This window comes from Streptomyces sp. NPDC002309 (assembly GCF_053593375.1).
Genome location: NZ_JBSFCI010000001.1, coordinates 85,253 through 109,123, shown reverse-complemented (window position 1 = coordinate 109,123; position 23,871 = coordinate 85,253). Strand labels below are relative to the sequence as shown.

18 protein-coding genes are annotated in these 23,871 nt (G+C 73.0%); 15 read left to right on the top strand and 3 right to left on the bottom strand.

Annotated elements, in window-relative coordinates; genetic code table 11:
- Window positions 1-26: 26 nt before the first annotated feature.
- The 4 genes from lepA (at window position 27) to hemW (ending at window position 7,610) form a co-directional block, all read left to right on the top strand.
- On the top strand, window positions 27-1,895 hold the full coding sequence (gene lepA, locus ACWCPM_RS00465) for a translation elongation factor 4 (RefSeq protein WP_450973900.1): 1,869 nt from the start codon (window positions 27-29) through the stop codon (window positions 1,893-1,895).
- Between the two features lie 265 nt (window positions 1,896-2,160).
- Window positions 2,161-4,035 (top strand): AMP-dependent synthetase/ligase, encoded by a 1,875-nt coding sequence (locus ACWCPM_RS00460; RefSeq protein ID WP_450973899.1) that lies wholly within the window; start codon window positions 2,161-2,163, stop codon window positions 4,033-4,035.
- A gap of 254 nt (window positions 4,036-4,289) precedes the next feature.
- Window positions 4,290-6,350 carry a SpoIIE family protein phosphatase gene (locus ACWCPM_RS00455; protein ID WP_450973898.1) on the top strand — a complete coding sequence of 687 codons (2,061 nt, stop codon included), beginning with the start codon at window positions 4,290-4,292 and terminating at the stop codon, window positions 6,348-6,350.
- Window positions 6,351-6,377: 27 nt separating this feature from the next.
- Window positions 6,378-7,610 (top strand): radical SAM family heme chaperone HemW, encoded by a 1,233-nt coding sequence (gene hemW, locus ACWCPM_RS00450; protein WP_450973897.1) that lies wholly within the window; start codon window positions 6,378-6,380, stop codon window positions 7,608-7,610.
- Between the two features lie 91 nt (window positions 7,611-7,701).
- Here hemW and ACWCPM_RS00445 read toward each other — a convergent pair whose 3' ends face one another.
- Both ACWCPM_RS00445 and ACWCPM_RS00440 read right to left on the bottom strand, forming a co-directional pair.
- Window positions 7,702-8,508, bottom strand: a complete 807-nt coding sequence (locus ACWCPM_RS00445) for a DUF3097 domain-containing protein (RefSeq protein ID WP_450973896.1) — start codon at window positions 8,506-8,508, stop codon at window positions 7,702-7,704.
- Between the two features lie 29 nt (window positions 8,509-8,537).
- Window positions 8,538-9,284, bottom strand: coding sequence for an MBL fold metallo-hydrolase (locus tag ACWCPM_RS00440; RefSeq protein ID WP_450973895.1), 747 nt, complete (start codon window positions 9,282-9,284; stop codon window positions 8,538-8,540).
- 240 nt (window positions 9,285-9,524) lie between these two features.
- On the opposite strand from ACWCPM_RS00440, the gene hrcA reads away from it, so the two are divergent.
- The 10 genes from hrcA to ACWCPM_RS00390 all read left to right on the top strand — a co-directional run bounded on the left by hrcA (window position 9,525) and on the right by ACWCPM_RS00390 (window position 20,706).
- Window positions 9,525-10,541 carry a heat-inducible transcriptional repressor HrcA gene (gene hrcA / locus ACWCPM_RS00435; RefSeq protein WP_450973894.1) on the top strand — a complete coding sequence of 339 codons (1,017 nt, stop codon included), beginning with the start codon at window positions 9,525-9,527 and terminating at the stop codon, window positions 10,539-10,541.
- Window positions 10,542-11,678 (top strand): molecular chaperone DnaJ, encoded by a 1,137-nt coding sequence (dnaJ, locus tag ACWCPM_RS00430; RefSeq protein ID WP_450973893.1) that lies wholly within the window; start codon window positions 10,542-10,544, stop codon window positions 11,676-11,678. It abuts the gene before it with no gap.
- Between the two features lie 326 nt (window positions 11,679-12,004).
- Window positions 12,005-13,078 carry a nitronate monooxygenase gene (locus ACWCPM_RS00425; RefSeq protein WP_450973892.1) on the top strand — a complete coding sequence of 358 codons (1,074 nt, stop codon included), beginning with the start codon at window positions 12,005-12,007 and terminating at the stop codon, window positions 13,076-13,078.
- A complete protein-coding gene (locus ACWCPM_RS00420; RefSeq protein WP_450973891.1) occupies window positions 13,078-13,818 on the top strand; it encodes a 16S rRNA (uracil(1498)-N(3))-methyltransferase in 741 nt (246 codons plus the stop codon). The genes ACWCPM_RS00425 and ACWCPM_RS00420 overlap by 1 nt, the downstream gene beginning before the upstream one ends.
- A 19-nt stretch (window positions 13,819-13,837) precedes the next feature.
- On the top strand, window positions 13,838-14,230 hold the full coding sequence (locus tag ACWCPM_RS00415; protein ID WP_450973890.1) for a VOC family protein: 393 nt from the start codon (window positions 13,838-13,840) through the stop codon (window positions 14,228-14,230).
- Window positions 14,231-14,515: 285 nt separating this feature from the next.
- On the top strand, window positions 14,516-15,052 hold the full coding sequence (locus ACWCPM_RS00410) for a hypothetical protein (protein WP_450973889.1): 537 nt from the start codon (window positions 14,516-14,518) through the stop codon (window positions 15,050-15,052).
- A gap of 61 nt (window positions 15,053-15,113) precedes the next feature.
- Entirely contained in the window at window positions 15,114-18,314 is a 3,201-nt protein-coding gene (locus tag ACWCPM_RS00405; protein ID WP_450973888.1) for a S41 family peptidase, read from the top strand.
- A gap of 113 nt (window positions 18,315-18,427) precedes the next feature.
- Window positions 18,428-18,781, top strand: coding sequence for an HIT domain-containing protein (locus tag ACWCPM_RS00400; RefSeq protein ID WP_450973887.1), 354 nt, complete (start codon window positions 18,428-18,430; stop codon window positions 18,779-18,781).
- A gap of 6 nt (window positions 18,782-18,787) precedes the next feature.
- Window positions 18,788-19,693 (top strand): ribonuclease Z, encoded by a 906-nt coding sequence (locus ACWCPM_RS00395; protein ID WP_450973886.1) that lies wholly within the window; start codon window positions 18,788-18,790, stop codon window positions 19,691-19,693.
- Window positions 19,694-19,713: 20 nt separating this feature from the next.
- Entirely contained in the window at window positions 19,714-20,706 is a 993-nt protein-coding gene (locus tag ACWCPM_RS00390) for an adenosine deaminase (protein ID WP_450973885.1), read from the top strand.
- A 12-nt stretch (window positions 20,707-20,718) separates the two neighbouring features.
- Here ACWCPM_RS00390 and ACWCPM_RS00385 read toward each other — a convergent pair whose 3' ends face one another.
- Window positions 20,719-21,972, bottom strand: coding sequence for an MFS transporter (locus tag ACWCPM_RS00385; protein WP_450973884.1), 1,254 nt, complete (start codon window positions 21,970-21,972; stop codon window positions 20,719-20,721).
- A gap of 495 nt (window positions 21,973-22,467) precedes the next feature.
- Between ACWCPM_RS00385 and ACWCPM_RS00380 the strand changes: the two genes are divergently transcribed.
- Window positions 22,468-23,757: a glucarate dehydratase family protein gene (locus tag ACWCPM_RS00380; protein WP_450973883.1), complete on the top strand. Its 1,290-nt coding sequence runs from the start codon at window positions 22,468-22,470 to the stop codon at window positions 23,755-23,757.
- Window positions 23,758-23,871 lie beyond the last annotated feature (114 nt).

Below are 23,871 nucleotides of genomic sequence, written 5' to 3'. Positions count from 1 at the left end.
AGGCGCCTCAAGAGACAGGACCCTGCGTGCCCGCGACCCCTAACAATGTGCCCGAGCCGAGCCGTACCGCCCCGGCTCTGATCCGCAATTTCTGCATCATCGCGCACATCGACCACGGCAAGTCCACGCTCGCCGACCGGATGCTCCAGCTGACCGGTGTGGTCGAGCAGCGGCAGATGCGTGCTCAGTACCTCGACCGGATGGACATCGAGCGTGAGCGCGGCATCACGATCAAGTCCCAGGCCGTGCGACTGCCCTGGGCGCCTTCCCAGGACCCGGGCAACACGCACATCCTCAACATGATCGACACCCCGGGGCACGTCGACTTCACCTACGAGGTCTCGCGCTCGCTCGCCGCCTGTGAGGGCACCGTCCTCCTCGTCGACGCCGCCCAGGGCATCGAGGCACAGACCCTCGCCAACCTGTACCTGGCGATGGAGAACGACCTCACCATCATCCCCGTGCTGAACAAGATCGACCTGCCGGCCGCGCAGCCGGAGAAGTTCGCCGAGGAGCTGGCGAACCTGGTCGGCTGTCAGCCGGACGACGTGCTGCGGGTCTCCGCCAAGACCGGTGTGGGCGTCGACGCGCTGCTCGACAGGGTGGTCCGGGAGGTCCCCGCGCCGGTCGGCGTCAAGGACGCCCCCGCGCGCGCCATGATCTTCGACTCGGTCTACGACTCCTACCGGGGCGTGGTCACCTATGTCAGGGTCATCGACGGCCAGCTCAACAAGCGCGAGCGCATCCGGATGATGTCCACGGGCGCCACGCACGAACTGCTGGAGATCGGCACCAACTCGCCCGAGATGCTGGGGGCCGACGGCCTCGGCGTCGGCGAGGTGGGCTATCTGATCACCGGTGTGAAGGACGTCCGTCAGTCCAAGGTCGGTGACACCGTCACCAGCCAGGCGAAGGGCGCGACCGAGGCCCTCGGCGGGTACAAGGACCCCAAGCCGATGGTCTTCTCCGGCCTGTATCCGCTGGACGGCTCCGACTACCCCGAGCTGCGCGAGGCCCTCGACAAGCTCCAGCTCAACGATGCCGCGCTGGTGTACGAGCCGGAGACCTCCGCGGCCCTCGGCTTCGGTTTCCGTGTCGGCTTCCTCGGGCTGCTCCACCTCGACGTGATCCGGGAGCGGCTGGAGCGCGAGTTCGGCCTGGACCTCATCGCCACCGCGCCGAACGTGGTCTACCGCGTGGTGATGGAGGACGGTACCGAGCACGTCGTCACCAACCCGAGCGAGTTCCCCGAAGGCAAGATCGGCGAGGTCTACGAGCCGATGGTCCGGGCGACCGTCCTGGCGCCGACCGAGTTCATCGGCTCGATCATGGAGCTGTGCCAGACCCGGCGCGGCACCCTGCTCGGCATGGACTACCTCTCCGAGGACCGCGTCGAGATCCGCTACACGCTGCCGCTCGCGGAGATCGTCTTCGACTTCTTCGACCAGCTGAAGTCCAAGACCCGCGGCTACGCCTCCCTCGACTACGAGCCCACCGGCGAGCAGACGTCCAGCCTGGTCAAGGTCGACATCCTGCTGCACGGCGACAAGGTCGACGCCTTCTCGGCGATCACCCACAAGGACGCCGCGTACGCCTACGGGGTGCGGCTCGTCGCCAAGCTGCGCGAGCTGATCCCGCGCCAGGCGTTCGAGGTGCCCATCCAGGCGGCCATCGGCTCCCGGGTGATCGCCCGCGAGACCATCCGCGCCATCCGCAAGGACGTCCTCGCCAAGTGCTACGGCGGTGACATCTCCCGTAAGCGGAAGCTGCTGGAGAAGCAGAAGGAGGGCAAGAAGCGGATGAAGATGGTCGGCTCCGTGGAGGTTCCGCAGGAAGCCTTCATCGCGGTGCTGTCCAGCGACGACAGCGCGGCCTCGGGCAAGGGCAAGAAGTGACCGGCGCCGACGAGGGGTGACCTCGCACAGCGCGCGAACAGGGGCCTGCCGTACGTGACGGCGGGCCCCTGTGGCGTGCGTACGACCGTCCTTCTGGAGGAAGTGACAAAGCGCGGGCTCTTACGTACCGGCCGGTGGGCATCTACCCTGATCCCTGCTCGATGGTTACTCGCGAGTTAAACAAGGGCTCGCGTGTGAAAACTGCCGTATCGAAGGCGCAAGACGCCCTGAGCCAGCCGCACTGTCGCGGGCCCCGGAGGATGTCGTGAGCGACTCACAGACTTTGATCGAGAACCGTCCCCCTTCCGTCGCGGGCCTCTTCCTGGAGCGCGTTTCGGCCACCCCGGAGGCCGAGGCATACCGCTACCCGGTCCCGAATGCCTCGGGTCAGGGACCGGACGAATGGAAGTCGCTCAATTGGGGGCAGTCCGCCGAGCGGGTGTACGCGATCGCGGCCGGACTGATCGAGCTGGGCGTCGAGCCCGAGCAGCGGGTCGCGCTCGCCTCCGCGACCCGGATCGAGTGGATCCTCGCCGACTTCGGCATCATGTGCGCGGGCGCCGCCACCACCACGATCTATCCGCAGACCAACGCCGAGGAGTCGGCGTACATCCTCGCCGACTCCGGCAGCCGGGTGCTGATCGCGGAGAACGCCGAGCAGGTGGCCAAGGCGCGGGAGAAGCGCGCCGAGCTGCCCGACCTCACGCATGTCGTCGTCATCGACGCGCAGGGCGTGGAGACCGGGGACTGGGTGCTCAGCCTCGCCGACCTGGAGGCGCGCGGCGCGGCCCGGCTGCAGAAGGAGCCCAGCCTGGTCAAGGAGCGGGTCGGCGCGATCACCAAGGACCAGCTGGCCACCCTGATCTACACGTCCGGCACCACCGGCCGGCCCAAGGGCGTCCGGCTCCCGCACGACAACTGGTCGTACATGGCGAAGGCGATCGCCGCGACCGGGCTGCTCGGGCCGGACGACGTGCAGTACCTGTGGCTGCCGCTCGCGCACGTCTTCGGCAAGGTGCTGACCTCCGGGCACATCGAGATCGGGCACATCACCGTCGTCGACGGGCGCGTGGACAAGATCATCGAGAATCTGCCGGTGGTGCGGCCGACGTACATGGCGGGCGTGCCGCGCATCTTCGAGAAGGTCTACAACGGCGTCGCCGCCAAGGCCCGTGCCGGCGGCCCGGCCAAGTACAAGATCTTCCAGTGGGCGGCGGGTGTCGCGCGCGAGTACGCGAAGGCGACGCAGGACAACTTCCGGCGCACCGGCACTGCCTCCGCGCCGTTCGCGCTGTCGGCGAAGCACAAGGTGGCCGACGCGCTCGTCTACTCCAAGCTGCGGGACGCGTTCGGCGGGCAGCTGCGGGCGTGCGTGTCGGGCTCGGTGGCGCTGGCCCCCGAGATCGGCTACTTCTTCTCCGGCGCCGGCATCCACATCCTGGAGGGGTACGGCCTGACCGAGTCGTCGGCGGCGTCCTTCGTGAACCCGGGAGAGGCGTACCGGATCGGCACGGTCGGCAAGCCGCTGCCCGGGACCGAGGTGCGGATCGCCGAGGACGGCGAGATCCTGCTGCGCGGCCCCGGGATCATGGAGGGCTACCACGGGCTCCCCGAGAAGACCGCGGAGGTGCTGGAGCCGGACGGCTGGTTCCACACCGGGGACATCGGTGAGCTGTCGCCCGACGGGTACCTGCGGATCACCGACCGGAAGAAGGACCTGTTCAAGACGTCGGGCGGCAAGTACATCGCGCCCACCGAGATCGAGGGCGCGTTCAAGTCGGTGTGCCCGTTCGTGTCCAACATCCTGGTGCACGGCGCCGACCGGAACTTCTGCACCGCGCTCATCGCGCTCGACGAGGCGTCGCTCATGCAGTGGGCCACGGAGAACGGCCTCGGGGGCAAGCCCTACGCCGAGGTCGTGGCCGCGCCGGCGACCGTGGCGATGGTCGAGGGGTACGTCCAGCAGCTGAACGCGGGGCTGCAGCGCTGGCAGACGGTCAAGAAGTTCCGGCTGCTGCCGCGGGACCTGGACGTCGAGCACGGGGAGATCACGCCGAGCCTGAAGCTCAAGCGGCCCGTGGTGGAGCGCGAGTACCAGCATCTGCTGGAGGAGATGTACGAGGGGACGCGCGAGGCGTAGGGGGCGCTGAGGGGCGCACGCGCGGTCGGCCGTTCCCGGGCCGGTCGCGCGTACGTCGCGTGGCGCGGGGCGGGTTGCATATGGACACAGCCCCGCGCCCCATCGGCTGGTTTACGCCTCCGCGGTAAGCACGACTGGCGTTTTCTGGTCGAGATTGGCCACTTCGGTGACTCCGTGCTGATGTGCGGAACCTGTCTGTCACCCTGTCGGACGTGATCGAGGCGTACTGGCCCGAGCCGCTCGGGCAGCCGTAGATGGGGGCCGTTCCGGCGCAGAGGGAGTCCGGGTCCCTCGCCGCCGTGCGCCCCGGCGCACAGGTGCGCGCCGCCCTGGGCGGAAGCCCGCTCGCGCCGGGGACCGCCCGTGGACTGCTCCGCGCCGCCTTCCAGGAGTGGACCGCCCTCGCGCTGCCCGGCGCGGAGCGGCTCACCGACCGGCTCGCCCATGACGCCATGGTCGTCCTCAGCGAGCTGGTCACCAACGCCGTCGTGCACGCCGGAACCGATGTCGAGCTGGTCTGCCGGCTGGAGCCGGACACCGGCGCCGTCGTCGTCGAGGTCTGCGACCACCACCCCTCCCGGCCGCCCCGTGACGGGGACGTCGGGGCGGCGTACGACACGCCGGAGTACGGACGCGGCCTGCGGCTGGTCGCCGCGCTCTGCGAGTCCTGGGGCGTGACGTACCGGCGGGGCGCCAAGTCGGTGTGGGCGCGGATGTCCGCCGAGATGTGCCCGGACGCCGAGGCGTACGACCCCGAGGACCCGGGTTTCCTCGGCGCCGAGCTGCTCGCGCCCCCGCCGCAGCGCGCCGAGCGCGACCGGGACTGGCTCGGGCGGGGCGCGCTGTCCTTCCTCGCCGAGGCGTCCGACCTGCTCGCCGGGCAGCTCGACGAGGACCTCGTCGCCGCGCTCACCGGCCAGCTGATCGTGCCCCGGCTCGCCGACTGGTGCGCGGTCTGGCTGGAGGACGAGGCGCTGGGCGGCGGCGCGGGCGGACCGCGCCTGGCCCGGGTGTGGCACGCGAGCGAGGAGCGGATCGAGGAACTCCGCAGGTGCCTGGAGAAGGAGCCACCGCGTGGCGGGGAGGGCCTGACGCCGTCGGGACCGGTGCCGTATCCCTGGCCGTCGGACGCGTGGGGCACGGACCACGGCACCGGCGCCGCTGCGTTCGGCACGGACCATGGCACCGGCGGCGCGTTCGGCGCGGACCACAGCACCGGCGCCGCTGCGTTCGGCGTCGGAGCAGTCGGAGCAGTCGGAGCAGTCGGAGCAGTCGGAGCAGTCGGAGCAGTCGGACCCCGGCCGCTCGCCCCCACCACCCACAAGGCTCCCGTCGGCGACCCCGCCCCGACCCCCACCGCACCCGGCGGCAGCGCCCTCTCCTACCGGCTCGTCGCCGGGGCGCGGCCACTCGGGACGCTGGTGATCGGGCGGGCCGGTGTCACCGCGTTCCCGGACGAGATCACCGGGCTCGTGGAGGACCTGAGCCGGCGGGTGGCGCTGGCCATCGGGGCGGCCCGGCAGTACGCCCGGCAGGCCACCATCAGCGCCGTGCTCCAGCGCGGGCTGCTGCCCGGCGCCGTCGCGCAGATCCCCGGCGTGCGCAGCGCCCTGGTGTACGAGCCCTGCGACAAGGGAGGCCCCAGCGGCGACTTCTACGACCTCTTCCCGGCCGGCGACGGGCGCTGGTGCTTCGCCATCGGGGACGTCCAGGGCAAGGGCCCCGAAGCGGCCGTCGTGATCGGGCTGGCCCGCCCCTGGCTGAGGCTGCTCGCCCGTGAGGGCTACCGCGTCGCCGACGTCCTCGACCGCCTCAACCAGCTCCTCCTCGACGACGCCACGGAGGCCGCCGACGCCGCCGCCCGCGCCCTGGTGGGCCCCGCAGGCCCGGGAGAGGGCCCGCAGACCCGCTTCCTCTCGCTTCTCTACGGCGAACTCGCCCCCTTCGACGGAGGCGTCCGCTGCACGGTCGCCTCCGCCGGGCATCCGCTGCCGCTGGTCCTCGGGCCGGGCGGTGACGTCCGTACGGCCGCACGGCCCCAGACCCTGCTCGGGGTCGTGGAGGACGAGACGTACATCAGCGAGAGCTTCGAGCTGCGGCCCGGAGACACCCTGCTGTGCGTCACCGACGGGGTGACCGAGCGGCGCAGCGGCTCGCGCCAGTTCGACGACGGGGACGGGCTGGCGGTGGCGCTCGCGGGGTGCGCGGGGATGGACGCCGAGCTGATCGCCGAGCGGATCAGGCACCTCGTGCACGAGTTCGGCGGACGGCCGCCGGAGGACGATCTGGCCCTGCTGGTGCTGCAGGCGGAGTGACGCCCGGCGTACGGGACAATGGAGGACATGCCTTCCGCACTTCCCGACGGCGAGCCCGTCCCGCACGACGGCGCGCTTCCCCCGGCCGCGCTCGCCGGGGCGGCGGACCGACCCCTCGGGTTCTATCTGCACGTCCCTTACTGCGCCACCCGCTGCGGCTACTGCGACTTCAACACCTACACCGCCACCGAGCTGCGCGGCACGGGCGGTGTGCTGGCCTCGCGCGACAACTACGCCGACACCCTGATCGACGAGGTCCGGCTGGCCCGCAAGGTGCTCGGCGACGACCCCCGTGAGGTCCGGACGGTCTTCGTCGGGGGCGGTACCCCGACGCTGCTGGCCGCGGACGACCTCGTCCGGATGCTGGGCGCGATCCGGGACGAGTTCGGGCTGGCGGCGGACGCCGAGATCACCACCGAGGCGAACCCGGAGTCGGTGGACCCGGCGTATCTCACGGCCCTGCGCGAGGGCGGCTTCAACCGGGTCTCCTTCGGCATGCAGAGCGCCAGGCAGCACGTGCTGAAGGTCCTGGACCGCACCCACACGCCCGGCCGCCCCGAGGCGTGCGTCGCGGAGGCCAGGGCCGCCGGGTTCGACCATGTGAACCTGGACCTGATCTACGGCACTCCGGGGGAGTCCGACGACGACTGGCGGGCCTCGCTGGACGCGGCGCTCGGCGCCGGCCCGGACCACATCAGCGCGTACGCGCTGATCGTCGAGGAGGGCACCCGGCTGGCCCGCCGCATCCGGCGGGGCGAGGTGCCGATGACGGACGACGACGTGCACGCCGACCGGTACCTGATCGCGGAGGAGCGGCTGTCGGCCGCCGGATTCGCGTGGTACGAGGTGTCCAACTGGGCCACGTCCGACGCCGCCCGCTGTCTGCACAACGAGCTGTACTGGCGGGGCGCCGACTGGTGGGGCGCGGGTCCCGGCGCGCACAGCCACGCCGGGGGCGTGCGCTGGTGGAACGTGAAGCACCCCGGCGCCTACGCCGCCGCGCTGGCGGAGGGCCGCTCCCCGGGCGCCGGGCGTGAGCTGCTCTCCGACGAGGACCGCCGTGTGGAGCGCGTCCTGCTGGAGCTGCGGTTGCGCGAGGGCGTGCCGCTGTCGCTGCTCCGGGAGCAGGGCCTCGCGGCCGCCGGGCGGGCCCTCGCGGACGGTCTCCTCCAGGAGGAGCCGTACGCCCGGGGGCGGGCCGTGCTGACGCTGCGGGGGCGCCTGCTGGCGGACGCGGTGGTGCGCGACCTCGTGGACTGACCCGAGGGCCGGTGGGCGCCTCGGGGAGGGACTGCGAGGGGGCCGGGGGCCTGAAGCGGGGACCCCGGGGGTTACGCGGGGCGCCGGGGGCCTACGCGGGGGCCGTGATGAAGTCGATCAGCTCTTCCACGCGGCCCAGCAGCTCCGGTTCCAGGTCCTTGTAGGACCCCACCTGCCGCAGGATCGCCTGCCACACCGCCCCGGTGTTCTCCGACGGCCAGCCCAGGGCCCGGCACACCCCCGTCTTCCAGTCCTGCCCCCGCGGCACCGCCGGCCACGCCGCGATCCCCAGCGCCGACGGCTTCACCGCCTCCCAGACGTCGATGTACGGGTGCCCCACCACCAGGGCGTGTTCGCTCGTCACCGACTGCGTGATCCGCCATTCCTTGGTGCCCGGCACCAGATGGTCCACCAGCACGCCCAGCCGGGCGTCCGGGCCCGGCGCGAAGGAGCGCACGATCGCCGGCAGGTCGTCCACGCCCTCCAGGTACTCCACGACGACGCCCTCGACGCGCAGGTCGTCGCCCCAGACCTTCTCCACGAGCTCGGCGTCGTGCCGGCCCTCGACGTAGATGCGGCCGGCGCGGGCCACGCGCGCGCGTGCGCCGGGGACGGCGACGGAGCCCGAGGCGGTGCGGGTGGGCCGTTCCGGCCCCGTCGCGGGCCTCACGAGGGTCACCACGCGGCCCTCCAGCAGAAAGCCCCGGGGCTCCAGGGGGAACACCCGGTGCTTGCCGAAGCGGTCCTCCAGGGTCACGGTGCCCGCCTCGCAGCGGATCACCGCGCCGCAGAAACCGGTGGCGGGTTCCTCGACGACCAGTCCGGGCTCCGCGGGGACCTCCGGCACGGGGCGGGGCTTCTTCCACGGCGGTGTCAGGTCCGGAGAGTACGGGCGCATTCGCATGACGATATGGACGGCCCGGAGCGTCACCCGAGCGACACGCCGAACCGCGCCGCCAGGTCGTCGCGCTGGCGCCGCACGAACGCGGCGTCCACCACCGCACCGTGACCGGGCACGTACAGCGCGTCCTCGCCGCCGAGGGCGAGCAGCCGGTCGAGGGCGGCGGGCCAGTGGGACGGCAGGGCGTCGGGACCCGCCTGCGGCTCGCCGGACTCCTCGACGAGATCGCCGCAGAAGACCACCGCGGGGTCGCCCGCGCGCTCCCCGGGGACCAGCACCGCCAGGTCGTACGCCGTGTGACCCGGGCCCACGTCGGCCAGCAGGACCCGGCGCCCGGCGCCCAGGTCGAGGGTCCGCTCACCGCTGACCGGGTGGCGGGGCGCGACCAGGGTGTCCGCCGCCTCCCGGGCGGACGCGGCGTCGAGGCCGTGGCGGACGGCGTCCGCGCGCAGTTCCTCCCGGCCCGGCCCGCCGCCGAGCACGGTCTCCGCGCCGGCCGCGCCGAAGGCCTCGGCCCCCGCGAACGCCGCCGCGCCGAGGACGTGGTCGAAGTGGGGGTGCGTGAGCGCGAGATGGGTCACACGGTGCCCGGCGAGCGCCTCCGCCCGAGCCCGCAGCGCCGCCCCCTCGGCGAGGCTCGACCCCGCGTCGATCAGCAGCGCCGCGCCCTCGCCGGCCACCAGCCCCACGGTGCAGTCCCACCGGGGCAGCCGGCATCGCCCGACTCCTGTCGTGAGCCTCTCCCAGCCCACCTCTTCCCAAGTCACGCCCATACGGCGACGCTAGGCCCTGTCGGGGCGTTCGCGCCTGCCCGCAGGGCGAAGCGTCCCGATTCGCGAGCATGAGGACAGGGCGGACCGGGCACGCCGCCCGCCCCGTCCGGCACGACGTGGCAGGACCGGCCTTGCCCGGGGTGTACCCGACGGCCGTACACTGGGCCGGTAAGGCTGGCACTCGCGTGCGAAGAGTGCCAGGGGGAGCGCCCAGGGACGACGTACTGGAGGTGCGCGCGGATGCTCAGTGAACGGCGGCTGCAGGTACTGCGCGCGATCGTCCAGGACTACGTCGGTACGGAGGAGCCGGTCGGCTCCAAGGCGCTCACCGAACGGCACAGCCTCGGCGTCTCCCCGGCGACGGTCCGCAACGACATGGCGGCGCTGGAGGACGAGGGGTTCATCGCCCAGCCGCACACCAGCGCCGGGCGCATCCCCACCGACAAGGGCTACCGGCTCTTCGTGGACAAGCTGGCCGAGGTCAAGCCGCTGACCGCGCCCGAGCGGCGCGCGATCCAGAACTTCCTCGACGGCGCCGTCGACCTGGACGACGTGGTGACCCGCACGGTGCGGCTGCTCGCGCAGCTCACACGGCAGGTCGCGGTCGTGCAGTACCCGTCGCTGACCCGCTCCACCGTGCGGCACGTGGAGCTGCTGTCGCTGGCACCCGCGCGCGTGATGCTGGTACTGATCACGGACACCGGGCGGGTCGAGCAGCGGATGGTCGACTGCCCGGCGCCGTTCGGCGAGGCATCGCTGGCGGATCTGCGGGCGCGGCTGAACAGCCGGGTCGCGGGCCGCCGTTTCACGGATGTGCCGCAACTGGTGCAGGATCTGCCCGAGGCGTTCGAGGCGGAGGACCGCGGCACGGTCCAGACGGTGCTCGCCACCCTGCTGGAGACGCTGGTCGAGGAGACGGAGGAGCGGCTGGTGATCGGCGGTACGGCCAATCTCACCCGCTTCGGACATGACTTCACCCTCACCATCCGGCCCGTGCTGGAGGCGCTCGAGGAGCAGGTGGTACTCCTCAAGTTGCTTGGCGAGGCGAAGGATTCGGGCATGACCGTGCGCATCGGGCACGAGAATGCCCATGAGGGACTCAACTCCACCTCGGTGGTGTCGGTGGGCTACGGTTCGGGCGGCGAGGCGGTTGCCAAGCTCGGCGTGGTCGGACCGACCCGCATGGATTACCCGGGAACGATGGGAGCGGTACGCGCAGTGGCACGGTACGTCGGACAGATCCTGGCGGAGTCCTGAGTGGCCACGGACTACTACGCCGTCCTCGGCGTACGCCGCGACGCGTCGCAGGAAGAGATCAAGAAGGCCTTCCGGCGACTCGCACGCGAGCTGCATCCGGACGTCAATCCGGATCCGAAGACCCAGGAGCGGTTCAAGGAGATCAACGCCGCCTACGAGGTGCTCTCGGACCCGCAGAAGAAGCAGGTCTACGACCTCGGCGGCGACCCCCTGTCCCAGGCGGGCGCGGCCGGCGCGGGCGGCTTCGGCGCGGGCGGCTTCGGCAACTTCTCGGACATCATGGACGCGTTCTTCGGCACGGCGTCGCAGCGCGGGCCGCGCTCGCGCACCCGCCGCGGCCAGGACGCGATGATCCGTATCGAGATCGAGCTGGACGAGGCGGCCTTCGGCACGACGAAGGACATCCAGGTCGACACGGCCGTCGTCTGCTCCACGTGCAGCGGCGAGGGCGCGGCGCCGGGTACGGCGGCGCAGACGTGCGACATGTGCCGCGGCCGCGGTGAGGTGTCGCAGGTCACGCGGTCCTTCCTGGGCCAGGTCATGACCTCGCGCCCCTGCCCGCAGTGTCAGGGCTTCGGCACGGTCGTGCCGAACCCGTGCCCGGAGTGCGCGGGCGACGGCCGTGTGCGCTCGCGCCGCACCCTGACGGTGAAGATCCCGGCCGGCGTCGACAACGGCACCCGTATCCAGCTTGCCGGCGAGGGCGAGGTCGGGCCCGGTGGCGGTCCCGCCGGTGACCTCTACGTCGAGATCCACGAGCTGCCGCACTCGACCTTCCAGCGCCGCGGCGACGATCTGCACTGCACGGTCACGATCCCGATGACGGCGGCGTCCCTCGGCACGAAGGTGCCGCTGGAGACGCTGGACGGCATGGAGGAGGTCGACATCCGCCCGGGCACCCAGTCCGGCCAGTCGATCCCGCTGCACGGCCGGGGCATCACGCACCTGCGCGGCGGCGGTCGCGGCGACCTCATCGTGCACGTCGAGGTCCAGACCCCGACCAAGCTGGACGTCGAGCAGGAGCGCCTCCTGCGCGAGCTGGCCAAGCTGCGCGGCGAGGAACGGCCCACCGGCCAGTTCCAGCCGGGGCAGCAGGGGCTGTTCTCGCGGTTGAAGGATGCGTTCAACGGGCGTTGACGGGTCGGGCGGCGCGGGTGTCGAGGCGGGCCGGGGGTCCGGGGGGGGTGTCCCCCGGGCCGGCACGGTCAGCCGGGGCAGCAGGGGCTGTTCTCGCGGTTGAAGGACGCGTTCAACGGGCGCTGACAGGCCGGGCGGCGCAGGCGCCGAGGCCCGGGGGTGTCCCCGGGGCCGGGCACGGTCAGCGCGGGCGGCAGGGGCTCTTTTCGCTGCCGAAGGACGCGTTCGACGGGCAGTAGAGGGCCTTGGCCCCGGGCCCGCCGTCGGCCGCTGCCGGGCGGCAGGCCCGATTCGGACTTGTTCGGAGGACGTGACAACATGCCGTCATGTCCTCCGCGCTGACCGATCTCGCCCCGCTTCCGATCGTGCAGGCCCCGATGGCGGGCGGTGTCTCCGTCCCGCAGCTCGCCGCGGCCGTGTCCGAGGCCGGCGGGCTGGGCTTCCTCGCGGCCGGCTACAAGACGGCCGACGGCATGTACCAGGAGATCAAGCAGTTGCGGGGGCTGACGGGGCGCCCCTTCGGCGTGAACCTGTTCATGCCGCAGTCCGAGTTCTCCGAGCCCGCCGCCGTGGACGTCTACGCCCACCAGCTGGCCGGCGAGGCCGCCTGGTACGAGACCGAGCTCGGCGACCCCGACAGCGGCCGGGACGACGGCTACGAGGCCAAGCTCGCGGTGCTGCTGGACAACCCGGTGCCGGTGGTCTCCTTCCACTTCGGCGTCCCCACCCGCGAGGTCCTCGACGCCCTGCGCCGGGCCGGAACGTTCACCCTGGTCACTGCCACCACCCCCGATGAGGCCCGGGCCGTCGAGCAGGCCGGCGCGGACGGCGTGATCGTGCAGGGCGCGGAGGCCGGCGGCCACCAGGGCACCCACCGGGACATCCCGGAGAACGACGGCTCGGCGATCGGTCTGCTGTCCCTGCTGGGACAGATCCGCGAGACGGTCGGCCTGCCGCTGATCGCCGCCGGCGGCATCATGCGCGGCAGCCAGATCGCCGCCGTGCTGGCGGCCGGTGCGAGCGCGGCACAGCTCGGTACGGCGTTCCTCGCCACCGCCGAGTCCGGGGCCAACGACGTGCACAAGCAGGCACTGACCAACCCGCTCTTCGTGCGGACGGCGCTCACCCGCGCCTTCACCGGCCGCCCCGCCCGCGGCCTGGTCAACCGCTTCCTGCGCGAGCACGGCCCGTACGCCCCCGCCGCCTACCCCGAGATCCACCACCTCACCTCCCCGCTGCGCAAGGCCGCCGCGAAGGCGGGCGACGCGCAGGGCATGGCGCTGTGGGCGGGCCAGGGGCACCGGATGGCGCGTGAGCTGCCCGCCGGGGAGCTGGTGGAGGTACTGGCGGCCGAGCTGGCCGAGGCCGGGACGGCCCCGTCGGACCGGGGCGGTGCCTGATGACCGCGCCGGTGTTCGTCGTCGACCACTTCGCCGCGGGCGGCGGCGGGCGGTACGTCCTGGACGGGCCCGAGGGCCGGCACGCGGTCTCCGTGAAGCGGCTGCGGGCCGGTGAGGACGTGGTCCTCACCGACGGGGCCGGGCGCTGGGCGGACTGCGTGGTCGTGGACACCGAGGGCAAGGACCGGCTGATCGTCCACATGGACTCGGTGAGCGAGGAGTCGGCGGCGCAGCCGCGCCTCACGGTCGTCCAGGCCCTGCCCAAGGGAGACCGGGGCGAGCTGGCCGTGGAGACCATGACCGAGGTCGGGGTCGACGCGATCGTGCCGTGGGCCGCGTCCCGCTGCGTCACGCAGTGGAAGGGCGACCGCGGCGCCAAGGCCCTGGCCAAGTGGCGGGCCACCGCGCGCGAGGCCGGCAAGCAGTCCCGGCGCGTGCGCTTTCCCGAGGTCGCGGACGCGGCGACGGGCAAGCAGGTCGCCGCGCTGCTGGCGAAGGCCGACTTCGCCGCCGTACTGCACGAGAGCGGCGAGGAGCCGCTGGCCGCGGCCGAACTGCCCGCCGAGGGCGAGATCGTGCTGGTCGTCGGCCCCGAAGGGGGCGTGTCCCCCGAGGAGTTGTCCCTGTTCGCCGAGGCCGGGGCACCCGCCTACCGCCTCGGCCCGTCCGTGTTGCGCACCTCGACGGCCGGTACCGCGGCGGCGGCCCTGCTGCTCGGCCGCACCGGTCGCTGGTCCTGATCCCCCGCGGGAGGACGTCATGGAACTGGCCCAGGTCAGGCTTCTGGTCAGCGACTTCGCCGGCTGCTACCGCTTCTATGCCGAGGTCCTCGGCCTCAAACCGCAGTCGGGCGCGGCCGAGGGTCCCTACGAGAAGTTCAGCCCCACGACCGGCTCGGCGGGCATCGCGCTGCAGGACCGCGCGACCATGGCCGATCTGCTCGGCGAGGTGAACGACACCGTCACGGGCCACCGCTCCCTCGTCGTCCTGCGCGTGGACGACCTCGACGCCTACTGCGACCGCGTCACGTCCCGCGGCGCCACCCTCCTCCACGGCCCGGCCCCCATGACCCCGCGTCTGCGCGTGGCCCACCTCAAGGACCCGGAGGGCAACCTGGTGGAACTCCAGGAGTGGCAACTCCTGCAGCTCTGACGACGCCCTGAGGGCACCGCTTCGGTGCCCGGTCACCGGTCGGCAGCAGCTGGACGTCCTCGCGGTGGACCGCGAAGGACTCCGGCGCGCGGCCGCCGTCGCGTTCCCGGACCACGCCTAAAGGCGAAGAGACCGGACGCGACAGGAACGCGGTGAACCAGAACGCCCCGGACCGCGCGAAGTGTTCGGCCGAGCACGCGCACCTCGTACTCGGTCTTCAGCGGCGGTACCGAGTGGCCGTATGCGCCCTTCCGTGGACGGCGAGACAGTGGGAGGCTGCCGTCCATGGGGGTGTTGCGGTGGATTTGTGGCCGTCCTCGTGCGTGGCGGGCGGCCGGTGCGGTGGTGGTGGTCGTGGCCGGCGCGGGTGGACTGGTGGCCTGCGAGCCGGGGGCGCTGAGTTCGGCGACCGTGGCCTGGACGACCGACGAACTGATGACGCGTGAGCTGGAGCGGCGCGAGGCCGAGGTGCAGTGGCTGACGTGCACCGCTCACTTCGGTGAGCGCGGCGGGGCGACGCCCTCGGCGAGCGTGCGCAACGTCGCCGACGTCGACTGCGAGGGGCGGACCACCGACGGCAGGGACATCACCGTCACCGGTGAGGTCACCCGGGCGGTCGGCGGCGCCTGTGTGCGCGGTGACCTCACCGCGAGGATCGACGGCAAGGAGTGGTTCCGGGTCACCGGACTCGGTGACTGCGACGCCACCTCCGCCCCGCCGGTGGGCGGCGACCCGCCGGGCGCCGGCCCGACCACCACGGTGACGGTCACCAAGACCGTCTACTGCCGCAGCGCACCCACATGCTGGCCCGAGGGCAAGTAGCGGGTGACGCAAGTGATCCAAACCCCTGTCCGTGGACCCGGTGCCTGCGTAGGGTGACCTGGTGACCCAGTCCGCAGTGCCCGCGTATCTCCGGTTTCCGCATGTCCAGGGCGAGTTGGTGACCTTCACCGCCGAGGACGACGTCTGGCTCGCGCCGCTCGACGGAGGGCGCGCCTGGCGGGTCAGCGCCGACAACATGCCGGTGACCCAGCCGCGCATCTCCCCCGACAGCACCACCGTCGCCTGGACCTCCACCCGCGACGGCGCCCCCGAGGTGCATGTCGCGCCCGTCGACGGCGGCCCCGCCAAGAGGCTCACCCACTGGGGCAGTGGGACGACCCGGGTGCGCGGCTGGACCCCCGACGGGCAGGTCCTCGCCCTCACCGCCCACGGTCAGGCCAGCCTCCGCCGCACCTGGGCGCACGCCGTCCCGCTCGACGGCGGACCGGCGCGGCGGCTGCCGTACGGCCCCGTCGGGCAGGTCGCCCACGGCCCGCACACCGTGCTGCTGTCCGCGACGATGGGCCGCGAGGCCGCCGCCTGGAAGCGCTACCGGGGCGGCACGGCGGGAAAGTTGTGGATCGACGCGGAGGACGACGGGGAGTTCGTGCGGCTGCACGCGGACCTCGACGGGAACATCGAGTACCCGGTCTGGGCCGGTGACCGGATCGCCTTCCTCTGCGACCACGAGGGCACCGGCGCGCTGTACTCCTCCCTGGCCGACGGCTCCGACCTGCGCCGGCACACTCCTCTCGCCGGCTTCTACGCCCGGCACGCGGCGGGCGACGGCACCCGCGTCGTGTACGCCTCGGCCGGCGAGCTGTGGCTGCTGGACGACCTCGACGGGGCCGAGCCGCGCCGCCTGGACATCCGCATCGGCGGGCAGCGCACCGACCGCCGGCCCTACCCGGTGAACGCCTCCCGCTGGTTCGGTTCGGCCTCCCCCGACCACACCGCGCGCGGCAGCGCGGTCGCCGTGCGCGGCGGCGTGCACTGGGTGACCCACCGCTCCGGGCCCGCCCGCGCCCTCGCCGCCGAACCCGGCGTCCGGGCCCGCCTGCCCCGCACCTTCCGCGCCGAGGGCGAGGAGTGGGTGGTGTGGGTGACGGACGCCGAGGGCGCGGACGCCCTGGAGTTCGCGCCGGCCACCGGAACGGCGCCGGGCGCGATCCCGCGCCGGCTCGCCGCGGGCCGGCTCGGCCGGGTCCTCGGGCTGGCCATGGCCCCCGACGGCAGCCGGGCCGCCGTCGCCTCGCACGACGGACGGCTGCTGCTCGTCGAACGCGAGTCCGGCGAGGTCCGCGAGGTCGACCGCAGCGACAACGGCGACGTGCGCGGCCTGGTCTTCTCGCCCGACTCGGCGTGGCTCGCCTGGTCCCACCCCGGCCCGCGCCCGCTGTGCCAGCTGAAGCTCGCCCACACCACCGATCTGTCGGTCACCGAGGCGACCCCGCTGCGCTTCCAGGACTACGCCCCGGCCTTCACCGCCGACGGCAAGCACCTCGCGTTCCTGTCCAACCGCGCCTTCGACCCGGTCTACGACGAGCACGTCTTCGACCTGGCGTTCGTCGTCGGCGACCGGCCGCACCTGATCACGCTGTCCGCGACCACGCCCTCGCCGTTCGGCCCGCAGCGGCACGGCCGGCCCTTCGAGACGCCGGACAAGGAGGAGACGCCCGACAGCGAGGGCACTCCGGCCACCCGGATCGACCTCGAAGGACTCGCCGACCGGATCGTGCCGTTCCCCGTCGAGGCGGGGCGCTACTCCGGCCTGCGCGCCGCGAAGGACGGCGTGCTGTGGCTGCGCCACCCCGTGCAGGGCGTCCTCGGCTCCGCCCGCGCCACCCCGGACGACCCCGATCCGAAGACCGAGCTGGAGCGCTACGACCTGGTCCAGCAGCGGCTGGAGCATCTCGCGGCCGACGCCGACCACTTCGCCGTCAGCGGCGACGGCAAGCGGGTGCTGTTGTGGACCGACGGCCGGCTGAAGGTCGTACCCAGCGACCGGCGCGCCTCGGGGGACGAAGACAGCGACACCAACATCACCGTCGACCTCACCCGGGTCCGCCAGACCGTCGAACCGGCGGCCGAGTGGCGGCAGATGTACGAAGAGACCGGCCGGGTCATGCGTGACCACTTCTGGCGGCCGGACATGAGCGGCGTCGACTGGGACGGCGTCCTGGACCGCTACCGGCCCGTGCTGGACCGGGTCTGCACCCACGACGACCTGGTGGACCTCCTGTGGGAGGTGCAGGGCGAACTGGGCACCTCGCACGCCTACGTCGTCCCGCCCGGCGGACACGGCGGCGACGCCCGGCAGGGCCTGCTCGGCGCGGACGTCTCCCGGCATCCGGACGGCAGTTGGCGCATCGACCGCGTCCTGCCCTCGGAGACCTCCGACCCGGAGGCCCGCTCCCCGCTGGCCGCCCCCGGCGTCGCGGTGCGCGCCGGGGACGCGATCGTGGCGGTGGCCGGACACACGGTCGATCCGGTGACCGGCCCGGGGCCGCTGCTCGTCGGAACGGCGGACAAGGCGGTCGAGCTGACCGTCTCGCCGTCCGGCGGGGGCGAGGTGCGGCACGTGGTCGTCGTGCCGGTCGCCGACGAGGAACCGCTGCGCTACCACGCCTGGGTCGAGGACCGGCGGGCGTACGTGCACGAGCGGTCCGGCGGGCGGCTGGGCTATCTCCACGTGCCGGACATGCAGGCGCCGGGCTGGGCGCAGATCCACCGGGACCTGCGGGTGGAGGTGGGCCGCGAGGGGCTCGTCGTGGACATCCGGGAGAACCGGGGCGGGCACACCTCCCAGCTGGTGGTGGAGAAGCTGGCCCGGCGGATCGTCGGCTGGGCGGTGCCGCGCGGCATGCGGCCCTACAGCTACCCGCAGGACGCGCCGCGCGGACCCGTCGTCGCCGTCGCCGACGAGTTCTCCGGTTCGGACGGAGACATCGTCAACGCCGCGATCAAGGCGCTCGGGCTCGGGCCGGTGGTCGGGGTGCGGACGTGGGGCGGCGTCATCGGCATCGACAGCCGCTACCGGCTGGTGGACGGCACGCTGATCACCCAGCCGAAGTACGCCTTCTGGCTGGAGGGTTACGAGTGGGGCGTCGAGAACCACGGAGTGGATCCCGACGTGGAGGTCGTGCAGCGCCCGCAGGACCACGCGGCGGGGCGGGACGTCCAACTCGACGAGGCCATGAGGCTGGCCCTGGAGGCGCTGGCGGACAGCCCCGCGAAGACCCCGCCGGACCTGCCCGCCTGACCTCTTCCCCTGCTTCCTTCCCCGCCCCGCGACATGGACGCAGGACGGGGAGGGAGCCGGGGCGGGCGTACGATGCCCCCACCCGATCAGCTCGCACAACCCCCGGAGGGACCATGGCAGGGGAGCCGCAGGACGACTGCCTGTTCTGCAAGATCGTCGAGGGGCGGATCCCGGCGACGATCGTCCGGGAGACCCCGACGACGGTCGCGTTCCGGGACATAAACCCCCAGGCGCCCACCCACGTCCTGGTGATCCCGAAGGTGCACCACCGGGACGCGGCGGCCCTCGCCGCCGCCGAACCGGAGATCGCCGCCGACGTCCTGCGCGAGACGCAGGCCGTCGCCGACGAGGAAAAGCTGGAGAGCTACCGCATCGTCTTCAACACCGGCACCGGCGCCGGCCAGACCGTCTGGCACGCGCACGCCCATGTCCTGGGCGGTCGCGGCATGGAATGGCCTCCGGGATAAGTCGTCGTGTCCGTCCGTGAAGTGGTCGTCCTCGGCACCGCCAGCCAGGTCCCGACCCGGCATCGCAACCACAACGGCTACCTGCTGCGCTGGGACGGCGAGGGCATCCTCTTCGACCCCGGCGAGGGCACCCAGCGCCAGATGCTGCGCGCCGGGGTCGCCGCCCACGACCTGAACCGGATCTGCGTCACGCACTTCCACGGGGACCACTCGCTGGGCCTCGCGGGCGTCGTCCAGCGCATCAACCTCGACCAGGTGCCGCACCCGGTCACCGCCCACTACCCCCGTTCCGGGCAGCGCTTCTTCGAACGGCTGCGGTACGCCACCGCCTACCGCGAGACCGTCGGGATCACCGAGGAACCGGTGGACGGCGACGGGGTGCTCGCCTCCTCGGCCTCCTACCGCCTGGAAGCCCGCAGGCTCTCCCACCCGGTCGAGGCGTACGGCTACCGGCTGGTCGAGCCCGACGGGCGCCGCATGCTGCCCGAGCGGCTCGCCGCGCACGGCATCACGGGTCCCGACGTGGGCCGCATCCAGCGCGAGGGGGCGCTCGACGGGGTGGCCCTCGACGAGGTCAGCGAGGTGCGGCGCGGTCAGCGGTTCGCGTTCGTCATGGACACCCGGCTGTGCGACGGCGTGTACGCCCTCGCCGAGGACTGCGACCTGCTGGTCATCGAGTCGACGTTCCTCGACGAGGACGAGCGACTGGCCGTGGAGCACGGCCATCTGACCGCCGGCCAGGCGGCGCGGGTGGCCGTGGAGAGCGGCGTACGCCATCTCGTGCTCACCCACTTCAGCCAGCGCTACACCGAGCCGGACCTGTTCGAGCGGCAGGCGCGCGCCGCCGGCTTCCAGGGGGAGCTGAGCGTGGCACACGATCTACTGCGAGTGCCGATGCCGAAGCGCAGGTGAATCGGTCGTACGATGAACTGATGCCCCTCCCCAAAGCCGAACTGCACCTTCATATCGAAGGCACTCTGGAGTCGGAGCTCGCTTTCGAGCTCGCGGCACGCAACGGCGTGCGGCTGCCTTACGCCGACACCGGCGAGCTGCGCGAGGCGTACCGGTTCGAGGATCTCCAGTCCTTCCTGAACCTGTACTACGAGCTCATGGCCGTGCTGCGCACCGAGCAGGACTTCGCGGACCTCGCGAACGCCTACCTCGCGCGGGCGGCGGCGCAGGGCGTGCGGCACGCGGAGATCTTCTTCGACCCGCAGGCGCACCTCGCCCGGGGGGTCGGCATGGGCACGGTCGTCGACGGCCTGTGGCGGGCGCTGGAGCACAGCGAGTCCGAGCACGGCGTCTCCACCCAGCTGATCATGTGCTTCCTGCGCGACGAGTCCGCCGGGTCGGCGATGGCCACGCTGGAGGCGGCGAAGCCGTATCTGCACCGCATCACCGGCGTCGGGCTGGACTCCGCCGAGGTCGGTCATCCGCCGGTGAAGTTCCGCGAGGTGTACGAGGCCGCCGCCGCGCTCGGGCTGCGCCGGGTCGCGCACGCCGGCGAGGAGGGACCGCCGCAGTACATCACCGAGGCCCTCGACGTGCTCGGCGTCGAGCGCGTCGACCACGGGCTGCGCTGCCTGGAGGATCCGGCGCTGGTGGAACGGCTGGTGCGGGAGCGGGTGCCGCTGACGCTGTGCCCGCTGTCCAACGTCCGGCTGCGCGCGGTCGGCGCCCTCGCCGACCACCCGCTGCCCGCCATGCTCGACGCGGGGCTGCTGTGCACCGTCAACTCCGACGACCCCGCCTACTTCGGCGGGTACGCGGGCGACAACTTCGACGCCGTGCGCGCGGCCCTCGGTCTGGGCGAGGAACGGCTGCGCGAGCTGGCCCGCAACTCGTTCCTCGCGTCCTTCCTGGAGCACGACGAGGAGCGGCGGGCGCGGTACCTCGCGGAGGTCGAGGCGTACGAGTTCCGGTAGTTCCGGTAGTCCTCAGGCGCTCGCGGATCCCGGTGCGGCCGTCGCCTGCCGGGGCCCCGCCGTGCCGTAGGCGTGCCGCTGGGCGGGCATGGCCGGGAGCGCGTCCACGGGGATCTCCAGTACGTCGACGACCTGAGTGGGCCGCCGGGACGCGTGCAGGGCCACCAGGGTCATCGGCACGGCGATCACCAGCAGCCCGGCGGCCAGGGCCGCGCCCATCGCCGGGAAACCCGCCTGCGCCGACAGCAGACTGCCGGTCAGCGGGCCCGCCGCCGTGCCCAGCGAGGACGCCGAGCCGACCAGTACCGCCCAGCGCCCGCGCGGGTCGAGGGAGGCGGCGAGGCCGATGACGTACGACAGGACGATCGGGTAGAGCGTGTTCCACGCGATCTCGCCCGCCGCGAAGGTCGTCAGCCCCGTCGCGGACGAGCTGACCAGGATGCAGCCCGCGATCAGGGCGGTGCCGACGCCGATGGGCGCGGCGTGCCCGAACCGGGGCCCGAGGGCTCCGGCGCCGACCACGCCCACCAGTCCCGCGCCGAGCGCGACGGCGAAGACCACGCCGACGGTCGCCTCGTCCAGGTGCGCCTGGGTGACGCCGATCCTGCCGCTGACACCCCAGAGGGCGTTCTGCGCCATCGACCAGCACGGCATCGCCGCGGCCAGCAGCAGACCGGGGCCCAGCCGGGGCAGGGGATCGCGGGTACGGCTCACGGAGAGCGCCGGCGTCCGGGCGTGCAGGCGGCCGGTCAGCGGCCAGACCGCGAGCGCGGTGAGGGCGATCGCGGCCAGCGGGAGGCCGTGGCCGGGGCCGAGGTGCGGGACCGTCAGATAGACCACTCCGGCGAGGGCGGAGACGCCGAGCAGGCCGAACGTGGTGATCCGGTGCGGGTCCTTCTGCGAGGCGATCCCGGTGGCGGCGACCGCGGTCGCCACTCCGGAGCCGAAGCCGCCGGTCATCGCGCCGGCGACGACCGCGGGGACGGCGGTGGTGAGGGCGGCGCCGCCGTAGCCGAGGACGGCGAGCGCCAGGCCCGCGCGGGCCAGGGTGCGCGGTCCGATCCGGTCGACCCGGGACGAGAGCAGGAACCCGGCGGCGGCCGAACTCAGCAGCAGGGCACTGCCGATGGCGCCCGCCTGGGTGGCGGAGACGGGGAGCCCGGAGTCCAGCCTGCCCACGACGGTCGGGAGGAGGTACGGGGCGAGGTACCCGGCCGTGAAAAGGGCGACGAGGGGCCAGGGCGAGGGGGTGCGGGGGGCGAGCACGGGCGTTCCCAGGGCATGCGAAAGGACGGCACAGGAAAGGGGATCGGGCGACGACCGTCGACGGACAGGAACGCGCGGGCAATTTGTATCAAGCGGGGGCAGTACGACGGGAGACCGGGGTGGGTGATCTGGATCACCTTCCGTTTGGGGTCGTTGAGGCCGGGTAGATGCGGCGCTTTCCCGTGGGCCTCCGCCCTGTTCGTACCGCCTGTCCGCGGCATGTCCCGATCGTCCGCGGGCCCCGCGCCCCGGTGTCCGCGGGCCCCCGCGCCCCGGTGTCCGCGGGCCCCGCGCCCCCGTGTCCGTGAGGCGCCGGCGGAACGCCCGTCGCGGCGCGCGGACCGTTGACGACCGCTGTCCGCCTGCCTAGTCTCCGTCTCCCTATATGGATGGTGTCCACATGGGGAGATGAGGCGCCGGTTCCCTCGGCGGCCGACCACGCCGACCTGAGGACGCCCCGCCCGTCACCGGACCCGACCTCGCAGGAGCCGCCCCGTGAACCTCACCGTCACCGACGTGCGACTGACCCCGATCCTGGTCGCCGACCCGCCCCTGCTCAACACACAGGGCGTCCACCAGCCCTACACGCCACGGCTGATCGTGGAGGTCGTGACGGCGGACGGTGTGACCGGCGTCGGGGAGACGTACGGCGACACCAAGTACCTGGAACTGGCACGGCCCTTCGCCGAGAAGCTGAAGGGACGGCAGGTCACCGATCTGAACGGGCTGTTCGCCGTCGCCGACGAGGTGTCCGTGGACGCCTCCCGGGTCTCCCACGCCGTGGACGTCGGCGGGCTGCGCGGGGTGCAGACCGCCGACAAGTTGCGGCTGTCCGTCGCCTCCGGCTTCGAGGTGGCCTGTCTGGACGCGCTCGGGAAATCGCTCGGGCTGCCCGTGCACGCACTCCTCGGCGGCAAGGTGCGCGACACGGTCGAGTACAGCGCGTACCTGTTCTACAAGTGGGCCGAGCACCCGGCGGGCGTCCCCGCCGAGCGGGACGACTGGGGCGCCGCGCTCGACCCCGCCGGGATCGTGGCGCAGGCGCGGAAGTTCACGCAGCGGTACGGGTTCTCCTCGTTCAAGCTCAAGGGAGGCGTCTTCCCGCCCGACGAGGAGATCGCGGCCGTGCGCGCGCTGGCGGAGGCGTTCCCCGGGCGGCCGCTGCGCCTCGACCCCAACGGTGCCTGGTCCGTCGAGACGGCCGTCAAGGTGGCCGGGGAACTCGGCGACGTCCTGGAGTACCTGGAGGACCCCGCGCTCGGCACCCCCGCCATGGCCGAGGTCGCCGCGCGCACGGGCGTACCCCTGGCCACCAACATGTGCGTGACGACGTTCGCCGAGATCGAGGAGGCGTTCACGCGCGGCGCGGTCCAGGTCGTCCTCTCCGACCACCACTACTGGGGCGGGCTGCGCAACACCCAGCAGCTCGCCGCGGTCTGCCGGACCTTCGGTGTCGGGGTGTCCATGCACTCCAACACCCACCTCGGGATCAGCCTCGCCGCGATGACCCATGCCGCGGCCACCGTCCCCGGCCTCCACCACGCCTGCGACTCCCACTACCCCTGGCAGACGGAGGACGTGCTCACCGAGCGGCCGGTCTTCGAGAACGGGTCCGTGAAGGTCCCGGACACCCCCGGCCTCGGCGTCGAGCTCGACCCGGACCGGCTCGCCCCGCTCCACAGGCGCTGGCTGGACGACGACGGCACACTGCGCGACCGCGACGACGCGGCGGCGATGCGGGTCACCGACCCGCAGTGGGTCACCCCCGCGATGCCCCGCTGGTAGCGCCGGGCCCCCGGGGCACGCCCGCGCGTGGGCGCGTGCCCCGCCGGGGGACCCCCGCACGCCTTCCGCCCGGGCCCGGCGCGGCGCCCCGCCCGGGCGCCAGGGAGTTGTCCG